Source organism: uncultured Desulfovibrio sp., from assembly GCF_944324505.1.
In the GTDB taxonomy this organism is placed as follows: Bacteria; Desulfobacterota; Desulfovibrionia; order Desulfovibrionales; family Desulfovibrionaceae; genus Desulfovibrio.
Window position 1 is genome coordinate 38,534 of sequence record NZ_CALUWO010000001.1, and the last position, 25,453, is coordinate 63,986.

23 protein-coding genes and 1 tRNA gene are annotated in these 25,453 nt (G+C 48.8%); 20 read left to right on the forward strand and 4 right to left on the reverse strand.

All coding sequences use genetic code 11. From position 1 onward, the window contains the following. Positions 1-96: 96 nt before the first annotated feature. The 19 genes from Q0J57_RS00160 (at position 97) to Q0J57_RS00250 (ending at position 20,557) form a co-directional block, all read left to right on the forward strand. On the forward strand, positions 97-558 hold the full coding sequence (locus Q0J57_RS00160; protein ID WP_297215425.1) for a hypothetical protein: 462 nt from the start codon (positions 97-99) through the stop codon (positions 556-558). A 44-nt stretch (positions 559-602) separates the two neighbouring features. After that, the gene (gene gmd / locus Q0J57_RS00165) at positions 603-1,748 is read left to right on the forward strand and encodes a GDP-mannose 4,6-dehydratase (protein WP_297215427.1); all 1,146 of its coding nucleotides are present in this window, start codon (positions 603-605) and stop codon (positions 1,746-1,748) included. 71 nt (positions 1,749-1,819) lie between these two features. Further along, positions 1,820-2,752, forward strand: a complete 933-nt coding sequence (locus tag Q0J57_RS00170; RefSeq protein ID WP_297215430.1) for a GDP-L-fucose synthase — start codon at positions 1,820-1,822, stop codon at positions 2,750-2,752. A 15-nt stretch (positions 2,753-2,767) separates the two neighbouring features. After that, positions 2,768-4,600, forward strand: coding sequence for an ABC transporter ATP-binding protein (locus Q0J57_RS00175; protein ID WP_297215432.1), 1,833 nt, complete (start codon positions 2,768-2,770; stop codon positions 4,598-4,600). 4 nt (positions 4,601-4,604) lie between these two features. Next, positions 4,605-5,474 carry a class I SAM-dependent methyltransferase gene (locus Q0J57_RS00180; protein WP_297215435.1) on the forward strand — a complete coding sequence of 290 codons (870 nt, stop codon included), beginning with the start codon at positions 4,605-4,607 and terminating at the stop codon, positions 5,472-5,474. Beyond that, positions 5,474-6,628 (forward strand): SIS domain-containing protein, encoded by a 1,155-nt coding sequence (locus tag Q0J57_RS00185; RefSeq protein ID WP_297215438.1) that lies wholly within the window; start codon positions 5,474-5,476, stop codon positions 6,626-6,628. The genes Q0J57_RS00180 and Q0J57_RS00185 overlap by 1 nt, the downstream gene beginning before the upstream one ends. Positions 6,629-6,630: 2 nt before the next feature. After that, positions 6,631-7,476 (forward strand): N-acetylneuraminate synthase family protein, encoded by an 846-nt coding sequence (locus tag Q0J57_RS00190; RefSeq protein WP_297215441.1) that lies wholly within the window; start codon positions 6,631-6,633, stop codon positions 7,474-7,476. Positions 7,477-7,527: 51 nt separating this feature from the next. Beyond that, entirely contained in the window at positions 7,528-8,253 is a 726-nt protein-coding gene (locus tag Q0J57_RS00195; RefSeq protein WP_297215445.1) for an acylneuraminate cytidylyltransferase family protein, read from the forward strand. Between the two features lie 44 nt (positions 8,254-8,297). Next, positions 8,298-9,944, forward strand: a complete 1,647-nt coding sequence (locus Q0J57_RS00200; RefSeq protein ID WP_297215448.1) for a hypothetical protein — start codon at positions 8,298-8,300, stop codon at positions 9,942-9,944. An 8-nt stretch (positions 9,945-9,952) separates the two neighbouring features. Next, a complete protein-coding gene (locus Q0J57_RS00205; protein ID WP_297215452.1) occupies positions 9,953-12,004 on the forward strand; it encodes a methyltransferase domain-containing protein in 2,052 nt (683 codons plus the stop codon). 15 nt (positions 12,005-12,019) lie between these two features. Continuing rightward, on the forward strand, positions 12,020-12,694 hold the full coding sequence (locus tag Q0J57_RS00210; protein ID WP_297215454.1) for an acylneuraminate cytidylyltransferase family protein: 675 nt from the start codon (positions 12,020-12,022) through the stop codon (positions 12,692-12,694). 1 nt (position 12,695) lies between these two features. Continuing rightward, positions 12,696-13,820, forward strand: a complete 1,125-nt coding sequence (locus tag Q0J57_RS00215; protein WP_297215457.1) for a DegT/DnrJ/EryC1/StrS family aminotransferase — start codon at positions 12,696-12,698, stop codon at positions 13,818-13,820. Between the two features lie 8 nt (positions 13,821-13,828). Next, complete coding sequence (locus Q0J57_RS00220; protein ID WP_297215459.1) at positions 13,829-14,602, forward strand: class I SAM-dependent methyltransferase; 774 nt, start codon at positions 13,829-13,831, stop codon at positions 14,600-14,602. Beyond that, positions 14,599-15,888: a hypothetical protein gene (locus Q0J57_RS00225; protein WP_297215462.1), complete on the forward strand. Its 1,290-nt coding sequence runs from the start codon at positions 14,599-14,601 to the stop codon at positions 15,886-15,888. Before Q0J57_RS00220 ends, Q0J57_RS00225 begins: the two co-directional genes overlap by 4 nt. A gap of 18 nt (positions 15,889-15,906) precedes the next feature. Further along, positions 15,907-16,761: a glycosyltransferase family 2 protein gene (locus Q0J57_RS00230; protein WP_297215465.1), complete on the forward strand. Its 855-nt coding sequence runs from the start codon at positions 15,907-15,909 to the stop codon at positions 16,759-16,761. Further along, positions 16,758-17,759 (forward strand): glycosyltransferase family 2 protein, encoded by a 1,002-nt coding sequence (locus tag Q0J57_RS00235; protein WP_297215467.1) that lies wholly within the window; start codon positions 16,758-16,760, stop codon positions 17,757-17,759. The genes Q0J57_RS00230 and Q0J57_RS00235 overlap by 4 nt, the downstream gene beginning before the upstream one ends. 61 nt (positions 17,760-17,820) lie before the next feature. Next, a complete protein-coding gene (locus tag Q0J57_RS00240; RefSeq protein WP_297215470.1) occupies positions 17,821-18,783 on the forward strand; it encodes a glycosyltransferase in 963 nt (320 codons plus the stop codon). A 5-nt stretch (positions 18,784-18,788) separates the two neighbouring features. After that, complete coding sequence (locus tag Q0J57_RS00245) at positions 18,789-19,739, forward strand: glycosyltransferase family 2 protein (protein WP_297215473.1); 951 nt, start codon at positions 18,789-18,791, stop codon at positions 19,737-19,739. Further along, positions 19,736-20,557: a glycosyltransferase family 2 protein gene (locus tag Q0J57_RS00250; protein WP_297215476.1), complete on the forward strand. Its 822-nt coding sequence runs from the start codon at positions 19,736-19,738 to the stop codon at positions 20,555-20,557. The genes Q0J57_RS00245 and Q0J57_RS00250 overlap by 4 nt, the downstream gene beginning before the upstream one ends. 19 nt (positions 20,558-20,576) lie before the next feature. On the opposite strand, the gene Q0J57_RS00255 is transcribed toward Q0J57_RS00250, so the two are convergent. Further along, positions 20,577-21,602, reverse strand: a complete 1,026-nt coding sequence (locus tag Q0J57_RS00255) for a glycosyltransferase family 10 (RefSeq protein ID WP_297215478.1) — start codon at positions 21,600-21,602, stop codon at positions 20,577-20,579. A 219-nt stretch (positions 21,603-21,821) separates the two neighbouring features. Between Q0J57_RS00255 and Q0J57_RS00260 the strand changes: the two genes are divergently transcribed. Next, complete coding sequence (locus tag Q0J57_RS00260) at positions 21,822-21,965, forward strand: hypothetical protein (protein ID WP_297215481.1); 144 nt, start codon at positions 21,822-21,824, stop codon at positions 21,963-21,965. Between the two features lie 722 nt (positions 21,966-22,687). Here the strand turns inward: Q0J57_RS00260 and Q0J57_RS00265 are convergent. The 3 genes from Q0J57_RS00265 to Q0J57_RS00275 form a co-directional block, all read right to left on the reverse strand. After that, positions 22,688-22,763, reverse strand: a tRNA-Thr gene (locus tag Q0J57_RS00265). Between the two features lie 109 nt (positions 22,764-22,872). Further along, on the reverse strand, positions 22,873-24,204 hold the full coding sequence (locus tag Q0J57_RS00270; RefSeq protein ID WP_297215484.1) for a sodium-dependent transporter: 1,332 nt from the start codon (positions 24,202-24,204) through the stop codon (positions 22,873-22,875). Between the two features lie 121 nt (positions 24,205-24,325). Continuing rightward, positions 24,326-25,444 carry an AI-2E family transporter gene (locus Q0J57_RS00275; protein WP_297215486.1) on the reverse strand — a complete coding sequence of 373 codons (1,119 nt, stop codon included), beginning with the start codon at positions 25,442-25,444 and terminating at the stop codon, positions 24,326-24,328. Between the last annotated feature and the right edge of the window lie 9 nt (positions 25,445-25,453).

Below are 25,453 nucleotides of genomic sequence, written 5' to 3' on the forward strand. Positions count from 1 at the left end.
GCTCGCTGACGTTTGCCGACAATCAGACCATGTGCTTCCTTTCCTCTGGTGTTTTATCAGGCATACAGACCCATCTGAAAAAGGATGGTCCCCGCCATGCAAAGTTCCTATACCAGGCCATGTGAAATCATTTATATTCGACACGACGGTATCCTCTTAGCAGTTATTGTCCCGGCAGCCTACACGCGTGAAGGAATACATTTTTTTACTCCTGAAACCTTCTCTCAACAATTAGGATATATGCGCCATCCAACTGGTCATAAAATTCAGCCTCATGATCATAATCCTGTACCTCGTACCATTGAATGGACACAGGAAGTTCTTTTTGTCCGCTCAGGCAAAGTGCGCATGGATATTTATGCCCCTGGTGACCGTACCTATCTGGAAAGTCGCATTCTCCTTCCTGGCGACGTAGTTCTGCTGGCTCATGGGGGACATGGTTTCGTCATGCTGGAGCCTTCGGAGATGATTGAAGTCAAGCAGGGACCCTACGCCGGCGAACAGGACAAGGAACGCTTTGCCCCTGTTCTGGAAAAGGACGTTTTCATCAAGAACTAATTTCCCCGTTTCCCCTCGTTTCCCCTCATACATTCGAGCGACACATGAAAAAAGCACTGATTACGGGCATTACTGGACAGGACGGTGCCTACCTGGCTGAATTTCTTTTGAATAAGGGCTATGAAGTGCATGGCATCAAGCGCCGCTCCTCCTTGTTCAATACGGATCGTATCGATCACCTCTACCAGGGCCCACACCAGAAAGGTCGCAAATTCCTGCTGCATTATGGGGATCTGTCCGATGCCGGCAATCTGATTCGCATCATGCAGGAAGTGCAGCCTGACGAAGTCTATAATCTGGCGGCGCAAAGCCATGTGCAGGTTTCCTTTGAGTCACCCGAATATACGGCCAACGTAGACGCGCTCGGTACCCTGCGCATGCTGGAAGCCATCCGCATGCTGGGTCTGGAAAAGCGTACCCGTTTTTATCAGGCATCCACCTCTGAACTGTTTGGTAAGGTTCAGGAAATTCCGCAGACGGAAAAAACGCCCTTTTATCCCCGTTCCCCCTATGCCTGTGCCAAACTGTATTCCTACTGGATCACGATCAACTATCGTGAGGCCTACGGCATGTATGCCTGCAACGGCATTCTGTTTAATCATGAATCCCCGGTACGCGGCGAAACCTTTGTGACCCGTAAGATAACCCGTGCACTTTCCCGTATCCTGCTGGGACTGTCTTCCTGCCTCTATCTGGGCAATATGAATGCCAAGCGCGACTGGGGCCATGCCCGCGACTACGTGGAAATGCAGTGGCTCATGCTTCAGCAGGAACAGCCGGAGGATTTTATCATCGCTACGGGCCGTCAGTTTTCGGTACGGGATTTCGTTAATGCCGCAGCCGCTGAACTGGGTCTGGTCCTGACATGGCAGGGGAAGGGTATAGACGAAACCGCAACTGTCTCAGCCATTGACACAGACAAGGCCGCCCAGGCTGCTCAAGGCAAGCAGCTGCGCATTGGTGTCCATGTGGGAGACACCATTGTGCGTGTGGATCCGCGCTATTTCCGCCCCACTGAAGTGGATACCCTGCTGGGCAACCCGGCAAAGGCGCAGGAAAAACTGGGCTGGAAGCCACGGACAAGCTTTGAAGAGATGGTGACGGAAATGGCCCGGCATGATCTGGAGCTGGCCCTACGCGATGCTGTGGTAGAGGATGCCGGCTTCACCAGCTTCAAGCACGAGGAATAGCGGGGATCCTGGCGGACGGCGTCTGAGGACCGAGACGTGTATCGCCGGCCCCTTGCCACAACGAGGGCATCATGTTGCAGAAAGATGAAAAATTCTTTGTGGCCGGCCATCGTGGCCTGGTGGGCAGCGCCATCTGCCGGGCCCTGCACCGTGCGGGCTACGAGAACCTGTGCGTGCGCAGCCATACGGAACTGGACCTGACCGAGCAGCAGGCCGTACGTGATTTTTTTGCTGACGAAAAGCCAGACTACGTGGTGCTGGCAGCGGCCAAGGTTGGCGGCATCCAGGCCAATGCCACCTATCCGGCCCAGTTCATCTACGAGAATCTGCAGATCCAGAACAACGTCATTCACACTGCCTGGCAGACAGGCGTAAAGAAATTCCTCTTTCTTGGTTCGTCCTGCATTTATCCCCGTCTCTGTCCCCAGCCCATCAAAGAGGAATACCTGCTGACCGGCCCACTGGAACCCACCAATGATGCCTATGCCCTGGCCAAGATATCGGGCATCAAGATGTGCCAGGCCTATCGCAAGCAGTACGGCTTTGACGCCATCAGCGCCATGCCCACCAATCTGTACGGTACGGGAGACAATTATCACCCGGAAAACAGCCACGTCATCCCGGCCATGATTCGCCGCTTCCATGAGGCCAGAACAAAAGGCCTTTCACAGGTGGCGATCTGGGGCACGGGTGCGCCCCTCCGGGAATTCCTGCATGCGGATGATATGGCCGACGCCTGCGTCTTTTTGCTGGAAAACTATTCGGATGTTGAGCACGTCAACGTAGGAAGCCAAAAGGAGATGACCATTATGGATCTCGCCCACCTGGTAGCACATGTGGTGGGCTATAAAGGTCTGATCCTTACAGATCCTTCCAGGCCCGACGGCACGCCGCGCAAGCTCATGGACTCAGGCAAACTGTTCGCCATGGGCTGGCGACCGCGCATCGGCCTGGAAGAAGGGCTGAAAGCAGCGTATGCGGATTTCTGCACGCATTATTTATAAAACAAAAATGTCATCATGCTGAAAGCCCAGCTCGTTACAGTTTTCAAGCAGATATATGCTGCGCTTCCTCCTCCGCTGCGCCGAAGCTTCTGGAGCGTTCTGGCGCTGGCTATTGTGGCTGCTCTGGCAGAATTTTTTCTGGCCGGTCTGGTGTCGATGCTGGGGCTGGTGCTGGCCACGCCGCAGACAATTACACAATCGTCAAGCATGCGGCACATTGTGGCCTGTTTTCCATGGCTGCAACCGGTAATCGATGATCCACGCCTGCTGCTGGCCCTGGTGCTTGGGGGACTGTGTGTCTTTGTCCTTGTGAAAACTCTGCTGCTGGCTTTTCTGACGTGGCGGCAGAGTCGTTTCAGTCAATTTGTGGGGCGCGAATTTGGTATACGGATGTTTGCTGGCTATCTGCACGCCCCCTATCTCTGGCACACAGGACAGAAAATCAGCTATCTCGGCACAGTTTTGAGCTGGCGCAGCACACTGGGCATTTTTCTCTTCAGCGGCCTGCAGGTTGTTTCTCAACTTTTTGTGACCGGCATCCTCATTGTAACCATAAGTGTTATGGCTCCGCTGGTCAGCGCCATGATCCTGAGCATTACCGGCACTTGCGCATGGCTGGTCTTTCGCTTCAGCCGCTCCTGTGTATACGCGCTTGGCCGACAAAGCGCCCAGGCGCAGCAGGACTCCGGTCGCACCGTGCATACCAGCCTCAATGGTATCCGCGAAGTCATGATCTACCAGCAGCAGGAGACCTTCATTGCCCAGTACGCCGATGCGGAAACGCGCCTGGCGCATGTACAGAGCCGTATGCCGCTATTTGCTCCCCTTCCTTCCTGGGTACTGGAATGGCTGGGAACAGGGCTGCTGCTGGGAACCGTGCTTATCCTGTACTGGCAGGGAGCCGGTCTGGCGCAAGTCAGCGCCACCCTGGCCCTGCTGGCAGCAATCGCCTGGCGGCTGCTGCCGGTCATGAACCGGGTCATTCAAAATCTCATCGCCATGCAGCAACAGCTGCCCATGCTGGAGCCTGTGCTGACAATGCTGGCGGAGCTGGATCGTGTCACAGGTAGCGAAACGGTGACGCCTACTCCTTGCCCGCTGCACCACGAACTACGCCTTGAGGACGCGAGCTTCCGCTACCCCTCCGCAGATAAGAACAAACAGGCGCTGCAAAATCTGAATCTGCGCATTCCCAAAGGTAGCATGGTGGGACTGATCGGGCCGTCCGGTGCGGGAAAAAGTACTGTCGTCGGCCTGTTGACCGGACTGTATCTGCCCACGCAGGGTTCCCTGTGCGTGGACGGTCATCCCTTGACGGCAGAGCAGCTTCCCGGCTGGATGCAGGGCATCGGCTATGTCCCCCAGTCCCCTTTTCTGCTTAATGCCACCATTCTGGAAAATGTGGCCTTCAGCCAGTGGGGAAAACTCATTGATCGTGACCGCGCTCTACGCTGCTGCCACATGGCGGCCATGAATTTTCTGGATGAACTTCCTGACGGCATTGATACGGAAATCGGAGAACGGGGCGTGCGCCTCTCCGGCGGGCAAATCCAGCGCGTGGCCATTGCCCGCGCCCTCTACCATGATCCCCAGGTTCTGCTGTTTGACGAGGCCACCAGCGCCCTGGATGGTGCTTCCGAGGAGGCCATTCAGCATACCATCAACAACCTGAGCGGACAGGTCACCATGATCGTAGTGGCCCATCGCTTGACAACTGTGGAAAAGTGTGACTTCATTTATTGGATAGAAGATGGATCCGTTAGAATGGCAGGCCGTCCAGAAACTGTGTTGCCGGCGTATAAAATCCACTTGCAGCAACTTGCGCGCAGCATGCAAAGGGAACAATAAGACGATGAATAATTTTACATGCTATCTTTGTGGTGGCACAGGGGCCATTCAGCGCCAGGGCCATGCGCGCGACAATGCTCATCTTGTTCCCTTGGAGTGTACAACCTGCGGTCTTGTGCAACTCTCCTCCGTATCGCATATTGATGATGCATTTTACAGTGATGGTCATATGCATGACGCGCTTCCATCAGATATTACTCCTGAAATGCTTCTGCAGCGGTCTGAAGAAGACACCAGGCGACGGATAGAAATGTTTCGAAAGCAAATAACCGGGCATGACCTGCTTGATTTCGGCTGTGGTGCGGGGAGCTTTTTGCTTGCGGGGCGTTCCTATGCCAAAACCTTGTGTGGCGTGGAGCCAGAGAAAGCTCTTGTGTCATACTTTGAAGAAAACGATCTTGAAGTCTATCCATCAATCTCTGACATTCCGAAAACAAAGTATTTTGACGTTATTACCCTTTTTCACGTACTTGAGCATATCAAAGACCCCATCGGCATGCTTCGCGAAATCCGTGGGCATGCAGCACGAGGAGCAACCTGTATTATTGAAGTGCCTTCAGCAGATGATGCTCTGCTGACGCTCTATAAAAATAAAAATTTTTCGGAATTTACCTACTGGAGTTGCCATCTGTACCTGTTTACTGAGAAAACACTCCGTACTTGCGCTGAAAAAGCAGGATTACGAGCAAGGCAATTCATTCAATTCCAGAGATACCCCTTGGCAAATCACTTGTATTGGCTGGCGGAGGGAAAGCCTGGGGGCCAAAATGTGTATTCGCAATTTACAGATAGTCAGGCAGAAACAGCATATGCTGAATGCCTGGCAAGGCATAAACTCTGTGATACCGTAATTGGTATCTTTACCTTTGAATAATGCAATACATATCAAATTTACTTCAACGAGTCCCATGCCTTTCAGCGCTTCAGGAGGCTCTCCACAGCGCTGTAGACCTATTGCAGGATTGCACACAACACGGAAATAAAATCCTTGTTTGCGGCAACGGCGGTAGTGCTGCCGATGCCGAGCATATTGTTGGCGAGTTGATGAAAGGCTTTCTACTGCAAAGACCATTAACTCCTGCATGCCGTCGACAACTGATCTGCAATTCACCTTACCCTGTGGATAATGCCCTTCTTGATAAACTACAACAACCTGTTCCTGCTCTATCTCTTGTCAGTGGCGTCGCGCTACCAACAGCATTTGCCAATGATGTGGACGCCGAATACTCTTTTGCACAACAAGTGCTTGGTCTAGGAAAGCCCGGGGATGTCTTGTGGGCTATCAGCACATCCGGCAATTCCAGAAATCTCATTCACGCGCTACGCCTTGGACGGGCAATGGGATTACGGACACTTGGTTTCACCGGCCGTGACGGTGGCACCATGGCGCAATACTGCGATGTAGAAATACGCGTACCGGCGCAAACAACACCTGCTGTTCAAGAGCTTCATCTTCCGATTTATCATGCTTTATGTGCGCAACTTGAGCAAAATATTTTCGGGACGAATTGTCTGTCCTCTGAAAAAACCTTTCAAAGTATTCATGAAAATATATTGCAGTCCATTCGCTTGATCATTTTTGACTTTGATGGAGTCTTTACCGATAATAAAGTCATGGTTGCGCAAGATGGCACGGAAAGCGTCACTTGCAGCCGTGCGGACAGCCTGGGACTTGCCATGCTGAAGAAGGCGGGAGGTCCCAAGTGCTGCATCCTGTCAACGGAACTCAATCCCGTCGTGCAGGCACGGGCGCATAAATTGGGTATTGTATGCTTCCAGGGCTGCGGAGATAAAAAGAAATTTCTCATCGATCTGATGAAAAAAGAAAACATCAGCCGTACGGAAATTCTATACATGGGAAATGACCTGAACGATTATGCTGCCATGGCGCTTAGCGGGCTGTCAGCCGCCCCTGCGGATGCTCATCCCGACATTCGTAAGCTCGCTCAGATCAAACTTGCAGCAGCAGGCGGAAACGGCGCCGTACGTGAGCTTTGTGAACTTTTTCTTGCCAACAAACGAGGATAGCCATGTCCATTTTTATCATCGCGGAAATCGGCATCAATCACAATGGGGATATTGCCCTGGCGAAGCAGCTTATTGATCTTGCGGCCGACTGTGGATGTGATGCCGTCAAATTTCAGAAGCGTGATATCAATCTTGTCTACAGCAAAGAGTATCTGGACTCGCCACGCGAAAGCCCCTGGGGCACAACGCAACGTGACCAGAAAGAGGCCTTGGAATTCGGTCAGGAAGAATTTGAAGAGATTGACCGCTACTGCAAGGAAAAAAATATTATCTGGTTTGCATCGGCCTGGGACATTAATAGCCTGCGCTTTCTTGATCAATTTGACTGTCCCCATGCCAAAGTAGCTTCTGCGATGCTTGCAGACGAGAGCTTTCTGCGGGAAGTCGCCAGCAGAGGCAAACATACCTTTATTTCAACGGGCCTGAGCGACATGCCCATGGTAGAAAAAGCTGTCCGTATTTTTCGGGAAGCCAATTGTCCGTTCGAGCTGATGCACTGCGTGGGCACCTATCCCCTGGATCCGAAAGATGCCAATTTACGGTGCATCCAAACTCTGCGGGAGACCTTCCACTGCCCTGTCGGATACAGCGGGCATGAGTCTGGACTGGCCGTCTCCTATGCTGCTGTTGGCATGGGTATCTCCTCGCTTGAACGCCATATAACGCTGGATCGCGCCATGTACGGATCGGACCAGGCCGCCTCCCTTGAAGGTGCCGGCCTGCGGATGCTGTGCGGGACAGTGCGCAAAATGGAGCTGGCTCTTGGTGACGGGGTAAAGCGGATTATCGAAGCCGAAAAGCCTGTTGCCAAGAAGCTGCGTGCGCACATCTCTAAAATAGATTTTTAAAGTGAATTTCTCATGATAAATGGACTCAGGCACAGCTTGAGAAAATAGTTTATGCTATATACGAACAACATAGTTGCCATCGTTCCCGCACGAAGCGGCTCTAAAGGCATTGTTAACAAAAATATAATGCCGGTAGCCGGGCATCCCCTGATTGCCTGGAGTATTGCGGCAGCCAGGCTATGCAAGCATATCGATCGAGTCATTGTCAGCACGGATAGTGAAGAATATGCTGCAGTAGCGCGCAAATATGGTGCCGAGGTACCTTTTCTGCGTCCAGCCGTTATTTCCACTGATACAGCCCAGGATATCGGCTTCCTCATGCACGCCCTGTTATGGCTGGCTGAGCATGAAGGCAGGGTGCCTTCGCTAATCGTTCATCTGAGACCCACGAGTCCTGATCGTGATCCTTCAATCATGGATCAGGCTATAGAGAAATTTTTGGAACATCCTGAAGCCACCTCCTTATGTTCGGCCCATGAAGTGGCGCACCCTCCTTGCAAGTATTTTACGCTTAATGCTGACGGCACTTTCTCTGGCTTAATGGGCGAAGAGTTTATGAGTTTGCCTCGGCAGCAATGCCCAAAAGCTTACCAAGGGAATGGTTATATTGATATTTTGAGATCTCAACAAATTCTTGATCAAGGTTGTCTTTACGGTTCTCAACGCCTATCTTTCATCACTGCACATTGCACGGATATAGATAATCTTTCTGATATGATTCAATTTACAACGAAGACGACAATTCTTTTATCAAAGCTGCAAGGGTTAACATCTTGAGTTTAAGGTGTATTTACAATTATTTTTGGGAAAGTTTTGAACATATGATACGCATTCTCTGCCTGAAAAATAAACTTTTTTCCTTGATGGCAACATATAAGGAAAAATTGATATTGAGAATCTTTCAACTTCAGAAAATTTTTTTGCGAGAGCGGAAAAATGGCATTTTAGCCGGGAAAACAATACTTGTAACGCCAGTTGGGGGGAGTTTGCTCTCTCTCCCATTTTGGTGCTTTTCACGGCTTGCCCTTAAGCTACGTGGCGCTAAAGTCATATCGCTTGATTGTACAGGGCTGCCTATTGGTTTATGCTATAACTTTTATCCAAATATATCCTCGGCACAGTCTGTATGCGAATATTGCAAACAACATAAATTTTCTTGGTTTAACGCTTTTGGCATAAAGATAGTATCACTAGATGACGTAATCTCCAAGGAAGATCGAAATAATATTATCAAGGCAGCAGAAAAGATTTCAGGTGGCTTTTGGGACTTCAAATTTGTCTATAATGGAATCGATCTTTCAGCAGGTATCCGCAGCAGCATTATCCGTATGAATATGACAGACTATGCAGATATTTCCCTTACTGATATTAAACGCTCGGCTATTACATCCGCATACCACCTAATAGCAACATTAAGGGCTATACAAGAGTTTTCCCCTGATATTGTCATTGGGATAGAACCTTCATATCAGGAGCATTTCGGAATAGTACAGTTATGTCATAAAATGAATATTCCCTTTGCTGCTTTTTCATTTTCTTTTTGCAAAAGTGATTTTACGTTGCAATGGTATAAACACCCCAATAAAATGCTTACAACAACACTGACTTCTGAAGATTGGGAGCAATGTCAGACTGAGGGGATTGATCAGAAAAGCTTAGATGCTACCGAGGCGTATTTGACAGAAAAATACTCTAACAGACGCTATACATTTTTTGATGAGAAAAATAAAAATTTTACTATCGATGCTTTTTACTCAAAGTATAATATTGATCCAAGAAAAAAGACTTTTGCTTTTTTCCCACACCTTCTATGGGATGGGCATGATTGCCGCTTTTTTTTAACTAAGAATCTTTCAGATTGGACTGTCGAAACAATTCGGGCAATGGCGAAAAATACATCTGTTAACTGGCTGCTTCGTTTTCACCCAGCGGAATACCAGCGTGGGACCCCTCAACAAAAGACACTTTTTGCTTTTTGTATGAAGGAACTTGCTGAGTTACCACAGAATATTACACTAATTCCTAACGAGGATTGCATAAGTACGGAGGATTTATTCAACGTCATTGATGGTGGCATAACAGGGTTTGGAACTGTCGGTCTAGAGCTTGCATGTCGTGGTAAAATTGTTCTGACAGCCATAAGAGATAATGTGCACTATCTTGGAAAAGGATTTACATATGATTCTACCACGCTGCCTGAATTTTTAGAAAAAGTTTTAACAATCCATAAACTTCCATCACTAACTGAAAAACAGCAAACTATGGCTAAATTGTATCTTAATGCGTATATATATCGACGGTCAATACATTGGAATCAATTTAGCTTTATTACTCACAAGATAGATTCTTACAATCTTTTTGCACTACAACAGGGAAAAAATGATTTTATTGATTTTGCGTGTGAGTGCTTAGCACAAAAAAAGAATTTTCTTCTTCCCCAAAAACTTGTACAAATCTTGTATAAATGAGGTGGGTTATGTTTACTCCTACTCCATGTTTTCCTGCAAGTCAGATTCAGTTGGCTGCTATAGAAAAAGTACAACATGCCCTCGATACTCATGAATATATTACTCAACGCTCGACGTGCCCTATATGCGGATCTACTGCTGATGGTGTTGAAGTATCGACATTCGATCGTAATGGTTTTTTTTGCCCTGTTATTCAATGCTGCACATGTGGACTTTTACGTAACAAAGAAATTTTTACAGAGGAGACATGCGCTGCTTTTTACAAAAATGATTATCATAAGATGACTTTTGGCAGTGATTTTGCTAATCGAGATTATTTTTATGAACAAAATAAAATTGGTCTTCGTTATTATAAAATAGTGCAATCAGTTTTAGGTAATTTTTCAGAAAAGAAAATAGTTGAAATCGGTTGTTCATCTGGCGGAATCCTGTATCCCTTTATGCGGCGGAATAATTTCTGCATTGGCTATGCTTATAACAAAAATTATATGGATTTTGGACGGAGACTTGGATTAGATCTTCGTCAGCAAGATGGGACTATCGAAGATAATGCAGATATACTTATTTTCAGTCATTGTTTGGAGCATATCCCTAATCCTGTTGAAATGCTTTCAAGGATTCAGTCTTCCCTTAAGCCAGGTGGAATTATACTTGCTGAAGTTCCTAATATTTACCGCTTTACCATGGATTACATATCGCTACAGCATTATTTTACGATTGCCCACCTATTTCATTTTACGCCCTATCATTTTTCGCTCCTTATCAAGAAGGCTGGTTTTGAGCCATGCTTCCAGAATGAATATACAACTATAATTGCAAAGAAAACAGGGAGTACTTCCCCATCAGAATCATATGATATTTCAGAAAAGCATTCTCTATCCAGTTTTATTAGTGATTTTTCCAGTTGGCATAAGCCTTCACAGAATACTGTGGCTGGACAAGGTATAAAAAGATATTTACGAAAGCTACCATTTTACTCAGGCCTGAAAAATATTTACAGAAAACAATTCAGAAAACCCCATATTGCACCTACCAAGTTTCATACCTGTTATATTGAAGGAGAAGATATCACTGCTAGTGAACTTCAAGAGATTAAAACTCGTGCAAGTTTTTACGGTTGCCCAGAAATATCAACAGTATATCTCCCTGATAGCTCCATTCCTGACTCTTTTCCTGTTTTAAGTTTTGGAAGTACACAGCACGCAGATACGATATTTGATATAGATTGGAGATTAAATCCACTTGACGCGTGGGAGTGGTGTCGATTTTCAGATTATGTTCATGCTTTTTCATCTGATATTGAAGAAAGCAAAAACACTTTTCAGAACTGGGTAGATAAAGTTCAGAAACTGTCAAAAGCCTACATATTTGGAACAGGCCCTTCACTCGATAAAGCGATCGAACACGATTGGAGCGATGGTTATCGTATTGTTTGTAACACAATAGTAAAAAATTCAGAAATGTGGCACCACATTTCTCCACATATTATTGTAGCAGGTGATGCTCTTTACCATTTTAGTAATGAAAAATTTGCAAAGCATTTCCGTCACGATTTGCAGCTACGCTTGTCAGAGAGCCCTAAGTGTATTTTCGTCTACCCACAAATCTTTGATGGCATGGTCAGGAGGACAATGGAAATTTCCAACTCGCAGCTCGTGCCCGTTCCATGCGGCGCAGGTACGGATTTCCATCACACAATGGAGAGATTTGAGCTCCCAGCTTTAGGCAATGTGCTTGGTCTTCTTTTGCTTCCTATTGCTTCATATTTAAGTAAAAATGTATATTTATGGGGTTTCGATGGGAAGGCCCCTTCTGATTCTCTTTTTTGGAAAAATTCTACTAAAGAGCATTATTCGGACGATGTGGACGATTTGCGCCGTCACCATCCAGCGTTTTACTCCTTCTTTTGTCCGGATGATAAAAAAAACTTTTATGAGCAACTTAATTTTGGTGACTTGCTGGAAAAAGCATTTTGTACTGCCGAACAGGATGGATGGACTTTTACCATGCTCCATCCTTCTTGGACATCAATTCTTAGTAAACGTTTTGTTCAAAAATAATTCAGCGAGGTTGTCATGATTTCGGCCATAATTCCTATTAAAAAGCATTCTCAGCGTGTTCCACAAAAAAACTTTCGCCTGTTTTGTGGTAAACCGCTTTTTACGTATGTTATCTCGGCATTGCTTTCTGTCAAATCGATTGACAAAATTATTATTAATATCGACTCAGCCGATCTAGAAAGAATCATTTTGAATGAAAACAATTCAAATCGTATTTGCATATATCACAGACCTGATATATTGTGCGGTGATGATGTATCAGTTAACTTACTTATAGAAGACACCATCAGTGCATTTCCTGGCGAATATTTTATTCAGACACATGTTACCAACCCATGTGTGCAATCTTCTACGTTTGCAAATGCAGTTACAACGTACTTTGCTCACCTAGATGAGTATGACAGCTGCTTATCAGTTAATAAATTTCACAGCAGATTTTATGACAACAAATTTTCTCCTATCAACCATAACATTAATGAGCTTATACAAACTCAAAACTTACCTCCTCTCTATGAAGACAATTCTTGCTTTTATATTTTTAGTCGTGATGTTATCTGCAATCTACACAGACGCATAGGGAAAAAGCCTTTACTTTATACGATTCCACGTTTAGAATCAATTGATATTGATACTGAAGATGATTTTTGTTTGGCTGAGTTGACATATGAATTTTTGACGAACAAGGGGTAACATGAATTCGGCTGTCCTTCCCGTTTGTGAACCTCTGCTGGCCGGCAATGAACTCAAGTACGTTACGGATGCCGTCAGCACCGGCTGGATTTCCTCAGCCGGAAGTTATGTTTCATCCTTTGAAAGGGCCTTTGCTGACTATTGTGGCGTCCGGCACGGTATTGCTGTGTGCAATGGTACAGCGGCTCTGCATCTGGCGTTACGAGCACTTGGCATCGGCTCCGGCGATGAAGTCATCATTCCTGACTTTACCATGATTGCTTCGGCCCTGGCTGTCTGCTACTGTGGGGCCAAACCAGTCTTTGTGGATGCAGATGCCGACACATGGAATATGGACGTTACAGCCGTGGAACGGCACATTACGCCTGCCACCAAGGGCATCATGGCTGTCCATATTTTCGGAAATCCTTGTAGCATGGACGCGTTGCGCTGTATTGCCGAGCGTCACGGACTCTGGCTCATGGAAGATGCCGCCGAAGCACATGGCGCCTGCTATCAGGGGCGGAAGGCAGGTGGACTGTCCCGTATTGCAGCGTTTAGCTTTTTTGCCAATAAAAATGTCACCACGGGCGAAGGCGGTATGGTCGTTACCGATGATGACGATTTGGCAGCAGCCTGTCGCTACTTCAAAAATATGTGCTTTCCGCTGGATGCGCCCCGCACCTATCTGCATGCGCATATTGGCTACAACTACCGGATGAGTAATCTTCATGCCGCCATCGGTCTGGCCCAGACCGAACGCGCGGACGTGTATAAGGCCCTGCGCCAGGAGCATGGCCGGCTGTACCGGGAACGACTATCCGCCATTCCCGGTATACATCTGCAGCAGGATACCCCCGAGGGGGAAAATGTGTACTGGATGAACGGGCTTACTGTCTCGCCCGCATACGGGCACACGCGCGGCGAGCTTATTGCTCATCTTCACGAACGGGGCATCGACACACGGCTTTTCTTCAATGGCATGCATCGCCAGCCGGCTCTGCGGAACTTCGGATGTTATTGCGATGGCAACTATCCGGTTTCCGACTGGCTGGCGGATAATGGATTTTATCTGCCCAGTGGAAGTAACCTGCGCGAATCGGATATTGATCGAGTCTGCGACGTTATTGCTGCATTTCGCCGGTAGGAGGAGTTATGACGGTCTTCGGTGATTATGCGCGCTATTACAATGTCCTCTATCAGGACAAGGACTATGCAGGCGAAACAGATTTTGTACTGTCCTGCTTGAAGCGCTATAGTTCTCTTCCACGAACATTGCTTGATCTGGGATGTGGCACAGGCCGTCATGCTCTGGAAATGTCCCGCAGGAGAGTCGCCGTCACTGGCGTTGATATGTCTACCACCATGCTGGACATGGGGCGACAAATGCTTGGCACCGCTCCGCCTTTGCCAGGAAATACTCCCCTCCCCTGCCTGCTGGAGGGTGATGCCCGAACGATTCGGCTTGATGCACAATTTGATGCCGTGACAAGTCTGTTCCACGTGATGAGTTACCAAAATACGGAAGAAGACGCACGTGCCGTACTGGAGACGGCCCGCTGTCATTTAAAGCCCGGGGGCTGTTTTCTTTTTGACTTCTGGTACGGGCCAGGCGTCTTGACCGATCCACCAACAGAACGTGACCGCGTTATGGAGGATGACAAAACGCTGGTGCGCCGCCATGCACATCCTGTGCACCGCGTCAATGACAATATTATAGAGGTGCACTACTCTATTGATCTTGTTGATAAGCTGACCGCAAATCAGACATCTCTATCTGAAGTGCACATGATGCGGTACTGGTTTATGCCGGAGCTTCGGTACCTTGCACGTTTAAGCGGCTTTCATGTCAGAGCTGAAGGTGCATGGCGCATGGAAAGTCTACCAGCACGTGATACGTGGAATGCTTGGATGCTTGTCTCAAAATGAAAAAGAAAATTGCTATTTTCCATCCTGAAGGAAATGTTGGAAGCAATGTCAACCTCAAGAGCATAGCTAAGCTTCTTATTAATTCAGGCTATTCTATTGATTATATCCATTACGCTACAGAATCAATCAATGATTTAGCAGGCAATCCTTTCTTTAATGATATCATTGTGCCGTTTCAGTTGCCTCTTTCATCAGTTGGTTCATCATGGAATTTTTGCATTGGTATTGATGGAGGAGTGTGTGATGCTGAAAAAGTTTATCGGACGGCACAAATTCCCTTTTTATTTTTGAGTTATGAAATTTTTTTCATGGAAGAAGCAAAAACAGCTGATGAAAAAAATTTTATACATAACATGAAAACTGCAGCAAAATCCGCACGCTTTGCTATTACTCAAGATGAACTGCGAGCCGCGATCTTACAAAATGAATATGGTCTGACATGTCCAATTTTGCGAATACCCGTTGCGGGAAGCGGGATTATTCCACACAGAAGATCCCATTTTTTACATGAGCGCTGCAATATTCCTCTGGATAAAAAAATCCTCCTCCATATGGGCAGCATAGCGTCATGGACTATGGCCGACTGGCTTGCCGAACATGCTGACGCGCTTCCAGAAAATTGGGTCATTGTCTTTCATGGACGATACGGTATACAAAATCCTCCCTTTCCTTCCCATAAAAAAATATTTTATTCGTGTGAACAAGCCAAAACACCTGAAGAGTTTCGAAACATTGTTCAGTCCGCTGACTGTTGTGCTGTATTATATAAAGCAACATATGATTCTTTGTTTACTGGGAAAAACATACAGGAAATTGGACTTTCTTCAACTAAATTTTCTGTAGCGCTACAGCATGGTATTCCCGTAATTAACAATGATACTAAACAGATGCAACATATTATCGCTAAATATAAATGCGGACTATCTATCGATACAAGATCAAAAAATGCATTCTCAGAGTTTGGCAATTTTTTTAGTGAAATAGACACTCAAAATTGTTTTTCCGCATTTCAAAAATGCCTAGATCTGACTATTTACTTTCCAAATTTTTTGGAATATATCAAAAAAAATTTAATAAAAAATCAAATAATAGCTTTTCCATCCTTTGGGTATACACAATGTATCCATGTAGTGGAAAAATTTCCCTCATATTTGCTGATCAAGTTGTTTTTATCACTGCTGCGATTGCTTCTTTTTCGCTGTACGAACAAGATAAAAAGGTCATATATGCGCACCCTAAATAGTTACTCCCGTAGCCTTCAACATTTCTTCTTTAAAAAAAGATAATTACAGCATATAGTAAAAATGATTACCATACCACAGACGCCCTTTTTTACGATCATCACTGCCACCTTTAATGCTTCTGCTACACTACCAAGACTACTGGATTCGCTGGCTTCGCAGACCTGCCGAGACTTCAACTGGATAGTGCAGGACGGTGCGTCGTCCGATGCTACCATGGAGATTGTGACGCGGTATAGCGATCGGCTACCAGAAATTCTGGCTGACAGCAGTAGAGACAATGGTATTTACGATGCCTGGAACAAGGCCATTTCGCATTGGTCGCCTCAATTGGGTGAATGGATTCTTTTTTTAGGTGCCGACGACAAGCTACATACACACGAAACACTTTCTCAGTGTAAAGATTACCTTTCCTTAGTCAAAAATGATGTTGTGTTTGCTTCTGGAAATGTTTGCATGATGAACACTCAAAATGAGATTGTTACTGCGCTTAATGTTGATATTTCAACGGCATTTGCAAGACGATATTATGGCATGTCATTTCCTCATTCTGGGCTTTTTCACAGGCGAGATATTTTGCAAAAAATAAAATTTGATCCCCAATTTAATATTGCAGGTGATTACGATTTTTTTCTAAAATCAATATCATCAGAATCACAAATTACAAAAATAAATCAGTTTGTAACTGATATGTATATTGGTGGCATATCTAGCAATCCTAACAATTTTAAAAAACTTTACTGTGAAAACCTAAAAATTATACGAAAACACTCCATTTCTCACTATATCTACTATGGAATAGAAAATATGTGGGAAATGAAAAAAAACGATCTCAAAATATTCCTTTCCAACAACCCATGTGGCCGAATCTTGCTGCTAATCTTTCGAAAACTAAAACGACACAAGGTAAATCCATGACTAAACTCACGGTAGGCATGCCGGTTTACAACGACGAACCGTATGTCAAAGCGGCAATTGATTCGATTTTATCTCAGTCATTTTGTGATTTTAAGCTTCTAATCGTTGATGATGGAAGTACAGATAAAAGCTCAAAAATTATTTCAAGCTATGCAGACAAACGTATAGAATACATCAGACATCATCAAAATCTTGGTCGCCCTGTTGCCCGTAATACCGCTCTCAATGCAGCAGATAGTGAATATTTTGCCTGGATGGATTCTGATGATATAGCTTGCCCAGACAGATTTGCAAAACAAATACAATTTCTTGATACACACCCCAAAATTTCCATATGTGGTGGGAGAGTTCGCCGATTCCATGGCGCAAAAGGGATAAGTTCACAGACTAACTCGCCTGCAATCGCTGCAATGACGATTTTTTCACCAGCATTATATAATCCGACAGTTATGATGCGTCTTTCTGACGTACGTAAAGCCGATTTGCAATACGATTCTTCCTTAAAGCGAGCTGAAGATTTTGCTTTTTGGATTGAGGCTTTTTTACGGCAAAAGCTACAAGGATTTGTTTTACCAGATATTTTACTGAACTATCGAGTATTTAATCGTCCTTCAAATTCCTATTGGCACCAGCTCGTTGTTGAAAAATATCTTATACCCTTGCTAGGCTTATCGTGCACAGCATCTGAAATTGCCATTCATACAGGAGTAGGAACAGGCGACTTTCGCGATATTATCCATCGTTTCGGTGTTACGGCTGTTTTTGAATGGTTTGATCGTCTCTACAAGCAATGCGCAGCTATTCTCGATTTTCCTATCTATTTAGCACATATTCTGCAAAACTATAGCGAATACTGCATAACCCACTCCCCCAATATGCTTAAAAACATAAAAATATATCACCAATATACTTTCTCACGAAAAAAAAATCCTTGTGTGTTATACTCCTTTTTTTTCGCAAAATACATAAAACATATGCTCAAAGAATTATTTACCTAGACTCGTGTAAAGGAGTTTGTTTCTGTCTCCCCTGTATTGTAGGAAAATAAGAGGTATACATATGGCAGACGTTTCCACCCCCATGCTCACCGTCGCCATCCCCACATGGAATCGCGGCGAGATACTCCAGCAGGTTTGTGAAGCGCTTCTAGAGCAATCTATCCCTGCTGAAGAATTTCTGGTTCTCATTGTGGACAACAATTCAACAGATGATACCCGACAGCGCATGGCCATGATGGCAGATCGCTTTCCGCATTTTTCGTATGTTGTTGAAAAAAAAGCTGGACTCAGCCACGCACGAAATACTGCCTGGCACCAGTGCACTACTCCTTGGATTGTCTATCTGGACGACGACGCCAAGCCTTTCCCCCGCTATGTGGAATCCATTTTGCGTGCTATCGCATCTCCTCCCCCATGTGACGTCATTGCCGGAAAGGTCGTTCCCTGGAAGCTTTTCCCACTGCCGTCCTGGTTTCTGGATGAATATGAATCCTATTCGCCGCACGCTGATGCCAGTGGCCACCTTTATCCGAAGGATTTTGCCTACGGCACGAATATGGCGTTTTCCTGTCAGAGCATTCGGCTGGCCGGGGGGTTTGATCCGCGCTTCGGCGTACGGGGTACCGTGGTTCCCTATGGCGAAGAAACCGAACTGCAGGTACGCATTCGCCAAATGGGTGGGCGTATCCGCTACGCGCCCGATGCGGTGGTTGCTCACCTTGCCAGACCGTCGCGCTATACGGTGAGCAATTTACTGCGCATTGCCTACCGCTACGGAAAATCTACACCGGTCATTTACAACTGGCAGGGCTGGCGGCAGTTTCTCCGTCTGTGCTGCAAGGTTCCCTATCGCCTTCTTCGTACATTGGGGAGGACATTGTACCGACTTTGCAACCGGACATATGCCTGGCAGAACGCTGTCATAGCGCTCGGGGGCGAGTGTCTGTTTCTAGCCGGCATGTTCAGAGGCTTTTTCCTGCTTGCGACGATGAAGAGGCGCTCCTCCACAAATCCTGCGGAGTGAAGAACATGCCCCGCATCTCCATCATCATTCCCGCCTATAACGTCGCCCCTTGGCTGCCTGACACGTTGCGCAGCGTCCAGGCGCAAACGCTACACGACTGGGAGTGCATCATTGTTGATGATGGCTCTACGGACGCCCCTGACGCCTGCCTGCCTGCAAACGATCGCCGTTTTCGCCTTGTACGGCAGGAAAATGCCGGCGTATCTGCCGCGCGCAACCGAGGGCTGCACGAAGCGTGCGGGGAATATGTCGCCTTTCTTGACGGAGATGACATCTGGCATCCGCAGGCGCTTGAACGTCTGTCTGCCCCCTTATTGCAAGAAGATCCGCCGGCCTTTGTCTGGGGCAACTTCATGCGCTTTGCCGACGGCAGCGGCATTGCCCGTCCCAGCCCGCTACATGACTGGAAGCAGACAAAAATTTTCTGGCAAAATCTTCTGATTACCAACTTTTTGCAGTTCGGCGCACTTCTTTTTAGAGCGGAAAAGGCCAATGGTATTCCTTTTGATACCCGGCTGCGGATCTGCGAAGACAGGGATTGGCTCATCCGCCTTTTACAACGCTGCACAACACAGCACGTTCCCCATATCGTGCATTACTACCGACAACGAGCCGGAAGCGCCGTCGGCAACGTCGAGGCATTTCTCAAAGATGAAAAAACCTTCCTTGCCCGCTACCTTGAGGATCCCTCCGTGCCGGAGTGGGTACGACGCCGTGCCCGTTCCGCCTTCCTGTTCCATACTGCTGTGCTGCTGGCCAAGCTGCCGGGACATCTGCCACAGGCCGTAAAGATGCTGCTGCGGGCTATACTGACAGATCCGCTCTACACGGAAAACTATCTGCAACCTCTGCGAAAGCTGGCAATAAAAATGAGACGCCCCGAAGTCATTGAGGAATTGCGTCCGTATCTTGCCGGCAGTTCGCGCCCATCTCCAGACACTGCAGGCAACCAATGACTTCTACCCCCTTATTTTCGCTGCTCATAGCGACGGTCAGGAGACATGCCGAGCTGGAACGTCTGTTGCGGTCCCTGCGCGGACAAACTCTGCGCGATATGGAAATCCTCATTGCCGACCAGAACCCCCCTGCCCTGTTGCAGGACATCTATACGGAATTTTCCGATTTGCCCATCCAGGCAGTCAGGGTTCCCAACAAGGGAGTCTCGCAAGCGCGCAATGCCATCATTTCCCTTGCACGCGGCACGTTTCTCGCCTTCCCTGATGATGACTGCTGGTATGCGCCGGATACCCTGGCCCAAGCAGTAGAAGCGTTTCGGCGGCATCCCGATGCCGGAGGCATCTTAGGCTTCTGGACCCCCTTCCCAAATCTTCCCAAACCCAACGGGAGGGAACAGCTTCTTTCTGCTACTGCCATGTTCTCACAAGGAGGAACCTGCGTGCAGTTCTTCAGGGCCGAAGCCGTCAAAGGAATACGCTTCGATCCTCGCCTCGGCCCCGGGACGGGGCTACCCTACGGCTGCGGCGAAGATACGGATTATCTGTTGGAAGTGCACAAGCGCGCCCCGGTGTGGCGCTGCCCGTCCATCCGCGTCTTCCACCCCTCACCCGACACGCATTTACCTTCGGAGGCCAAAATCACCGCCTACGCGGCCGGGCGTATGTTTTTACTCAAAAAACATGCCTTCCCGCTCTGGTTCCGCTGCGCAAATGTTCTATATCCGTTGTGTATGCTACCACTGGAGGCGCTGCGCAAAGGGCGCCCGGCTGCTCGATACCGCTGGCGCATGTTCCGTGAACGTTGGCGGCATCTGTAATTAGCAAAATGACAGGAGATTATTTGTCCCTCTTACCCAATGTGGAATGGATTCCTTGCTTCCAGCCCCGCCAAAGGCGAGAAAGGGGGCCCCACCGCGACTCTGACAACCTAGCCTGCTGAGCAATGTAATGTCGCACAAAGCCATCACGTATTGTCCTGCGCGAGGCTTCAGTCCCCTGTTCAACGATATGGTATAAAAATTTCTTAAGTGATATGTCATGCTCTGGTAGCGACGGAGTGCCACCTGTGAACCACGGTTCCCTCAGCATGGATAAATATGCTTCTGGGTCGTTATCAAGCCGTCGAACTTCTGCCACCACGCCATCAAGACTTTCATACGCATGGCAATTGATGAACCGCTTAGGATTAAACTCGCGCCCTACAAGAGGATCTCCCCAATAAATTGGAATACTGTTAGCACGTAATGCTTCAAAAATTTTTTCTGTGACATAACCTGGCTTTGAGGAATTTTCACAGGCAATGGAAAATTTGAATTGCCGCAGCCACGTATCCTTATTTTTTACGCGCCCTCCAATATTATTGCGTATCTTGCCTCCACACGCAACATGCTTATAGCTATCAAGCGCTTCTAATAACTGAATTCTGAACGCATTTGCTGTGCTGTTATTTGAGTATAAAAAATTACAAAATTTTTTCTTCTGCAATATTTCTTTATTCCAGAATTCTTTTTCTTTTTGCCTCCCATCTTCTTCAACTTGGTACAGCCTGTATAGCGGCAAACGATAGTATCTATCATCAAAATTAATATAATCAAAACCTATAGCATAATCAAATAAATTAAAATCTGGCGTGATATTTTCTCCTGTATAAAATACTTTCACACAATCATATAACAAGTGTTTTTTCGAAAAAGTAGAACAAAACAAGTAATCCGGGCTACCATTATCAACAACAACATCATATCTATCACTTAAAATGCGAGTAAAAATATTATCTTCTTCAGAAAATCCAGCCCAAAAATCAGAAAATCCAACTTTGATAGATTTCTTGCACATAACCACCTTACTATAAGCTTTTTTCATATCGTTTGTTAAATTGTTTTTACTATGTTACGCTCTCATATATATCAGATTCTGCTCGTTGACACAACTCCACGCACAATCCCTCCTGCATCCGCGAGATCTGGCTGAACGTCTGTGCTTTGAATGCAACCAGCCTTACCCGGATGGAAAAAGCATGAGGCTTGCCAGACTGGCCTTGGATGCATTTTCCAAGCGCCTTGGGTTGTCTCTGGAGGATGTATGATTCACGATTCCGACTGGACTTTTTACGGATTCGCCAAAGTGTTCGACGGACATGTCAGAGAACAGCTCCCCTGGTATGAGCTGGCCAGTGCGGCTATGGGGCGCCAGGCAGCACATTTTGAAGGGACTCAAGGTCTATGATCTGGAGGCGTCCACGGCTACCCCGGGGTGTAGCACCTACGCTTGAAACGCGCTATGCGCGGCTGATGGCACGGGATGAATGCCCTGATATGGTAGAGGCGTACAACGCACCAGGCCGGGTGCTGCGGGCCGACAGAATCCGGTTTAACGACAACCCCTTCGATGTGTGGCGGTGGCCTTTCTGGCACTGATGTTCCAGGCTGTCCCCGCCCCGACGAAAGTTGCTGACCCGTCTGCGGCAGCAGCGACCCGGCGGGGCAATCATCATCTTTGACAAGCTGGCGCCGCCCGGTGGCTATCCGGCTACGGTACTGGCAAGATTGACCTAGGCGTCCAAGCTGGATCAGGGGGCGGAGCCCGAAGCAGTGGTGAAAAAAGAGCTGGCCTCTCCGGCAGACAGCGCCCTCTTTACCCTGGCGAGCTGGGGGTGGACGCCGTGGAAGCCTTCCGCTTTGGCGACTGCACCGGATGGCTCATTGAAGGCTAAGAGACCAGGAAAAACGTACCCGGCAATGCTGCTGCGGCACGTTTTCCATATCCGATATGGCAGGGTCTCCCATTTTCTCATGCCAAAACTATGTGACACTGTACACAAATGTATCTGACGCGTTACACCCGGCAAAAAAATAGCCCTGCATCACGCTCATGGTGCAGGGCTTCGATTTGGTGCAGTCTGGTGCAGAAAAAGGGGGCTAGATTTTCATCTAACCCCCTGAAATTTATGGAGCCAGCTAAGAGACTTGAACTCTTGACCTGCTGATTACGAATCAGCTGCTCTACCAACTGAGCTAAGCTGGCGCGATGTTTTTTGTCGCAGAAAGAAGGCTGACTGTCAAGCAGAAAGCGCAGATCCTGCGGGTTTTTCTGTTCCGCACCGCAGGCAGCGGCGTACGCGCGGTCACGCCTGCTACAGCATGCCCAGGCCGTGCAGCAGCACCACGGCGATCAGCACCGGCGTCAGGGTACGGCACAGCCACCATACGGCCAGGGCTGAGGCACCGTTGCCCATGGCGGCCAGGGCCTTTTCACGCCCCCAGGCGTAGCCCACAAAGAGACTGGTGGCAATGGCGCATACCGGCATGAGAAAGGCCGAGGACATGACATCATACAGCGCAAAAAAACTGTACCCCAGTACCTCCACCCCCTTCAGGCTGCTGAATGACAGGGTGGCCGGCAGGCCCACCACAGCCAGCCCCAGCAGTACCAGCGGTACGGCCCGCTTTCGCGACAGGCAGAAGCGTTCGGCCAGGCAGGAGACCGTCACCTCCAGCAGGGAGAGAATGGCCCCCGTGGCAGCAATGGCCGACAGCACAAAGAACAGCGTGGCAAAGATGCTGCCCCCGGGAATGGCGGCAAAGACCGCCGGTATGGTCATGAACAGCAGGGCCGGCCCCTGGCTGACTTCAAAGCCAAAGCTGAACACGGCCGGAAAAATGGCTATGCCTGCCAGCAGCGACACCAGCAGATCGCAGATCATGACGCGCGTGGCCATCAGGGGAATGTGCACGTCGTCCCGGAAGTAACTGCCGTAGATGAGCATGCAGCCCATGCCCACAGACATCTTGAAAAAGGCCAGGCCCATGGCCAGCAGCACCACGTCGCCGGTAATGCGGTCCCACTGGGGCATGAAAAGAAAGCGCAGCCCCTCCACGGCGCCGGGCAACAGCAGACTGCGCACGCATATGCCCACCAGCAGCAGAAAAAGCAGCGGCATGAGCACCCGCGTCACCTTTTCAATGCCCCCGGAAGCGCCGCGCATGATTACGGTTCCCGCGAGCAGCAGTACCAGCCATTGCCAGCCCAGCGATTCCAGCGGACTGCTCACCAGCGCGTCAAAGCTGGCCTGCGCCACGGCCGGGTCCGTGGTGGCCACGCTGCCGGAAGCCGACCTGACCACATAGGCAAATACCCAGCCTGCCACATCGGCATAGTAGCCCAGGATAACCACGCAGCTCACCACTGCGCCCAGCCCCACAAGCCACCAGGCGCTGCGGGGCGCCAGCACCCGAAAAACCTCCACCACATTTCTCCGTCCCGCCCGGCCGATGCTCAGTTCGGCAATCATGACCGGCAGGCCCACGCACAATGTGGCCAGCACATACAGCGCCAGAAAGGAAGCGCCACCGTTCTGCCCCACCAGGGCCGGAAATTTCCAGATATTGCCCAGCCCCACGGCAGAGCCAAGCGTCGCGGCCAACACGCCGAGACGGGATGAAAAATGGTCACGCGCAGCCGCCATGCCACCTCCGTTGCTCATCTGCGGACAGACGTCCGGTTTACCGCGCTGCCTGTATGAGCAGCAGCTCCCCGCATTTCGCGGCAGGGCCGGGAAATATACCTCTGCGGCCCTGCCGGCCGCGTCAGGAGTGCAGGCTCCCCACGCCGCCGTCCGCGTTGGTGCCGTCGGCGGAAGGCTCTGTCACCAGGGGAGGACGGCCGGTGAATTCATCCATAAATATCTGCCAGATGGTCACAAAAAGCACGGCCAGCACCGGACCGGTGATAAAGCCGTCCAGGCCGAACAGTGCAAAACCGCCCAGGGTAGACAGCAGCACCATGAAGTCGGGCAGCTTGGTGTCGCGGCCCACCAGAACGGGCCGCAGCACATTGTCTGCCAGACCGATGACGCAGACACCGTAGGCCATGAGAATGGCCCCGGATGCGTATTCTCCCGTGGCCAGCAGGTAGCCGGCCACAGGCAGCCAGATCACGGCGGCCCCCACCACGGGAATGAGGGAAAGCAGCGTCATGATGACGCCCCAGAGCACCGGACCGCGAATATCCAGCAGCGCAAAGATGATGCCGCCCAGCGTGCCCTGGGCAATGGCCACCAGCAGCGTTCCGCGTACGGTGGCCCGCAGCATCTGGGCAAAGCGGGCAAAGAGCATTTCCTCGCGATGGTCGCCGAAAGGCAGAGCACGGATGAGCAGCGTGCGGATACGCTCCCCATCCCGCACGAGAAAAAAGCCCAGATACAGCACGATGGCCAGATCAATGAACCAGTTTACCGTACCGCCGCCGATGCTTACGGTCTGCCGGGCCAGAAAACCGCTGATATTCACCGCTGCCCCGGAAATCATGCTTTTGAGCTTTTCCGGACCGTAGCCGAACTGATCCAGCCAGGTCACCACCCCGGGCAGGGCCTGCCGCAGGCGGTCCAGCCTGTCCAGCAGTTCCTGCTGATTGCCGGACAGGCGCTGATACAGCTGGCTCAGCTCCGAGGCGCAGGTATAGAACAGATAGGCTGCCGGCAGAATGATCAGGGCCAGACTGAGCAGGATGGTGAGCAGGGCTGCCGTGGTGCTTCCCAGCCCCCAGCGCTGCACCCTCCGGTAAAACGGGGTGAACAGCAGTGCAATGACTACACTCCAGAAAATATCGTCAAAAAACGGGCGCAGCATCCACAGGAACGCCAGGGAGGTGACAAACAGCAGCCCCAGAAAGGCATTATTTTCAAAGCGTGTTGGTGGCAGTGGCACGGAACCCCC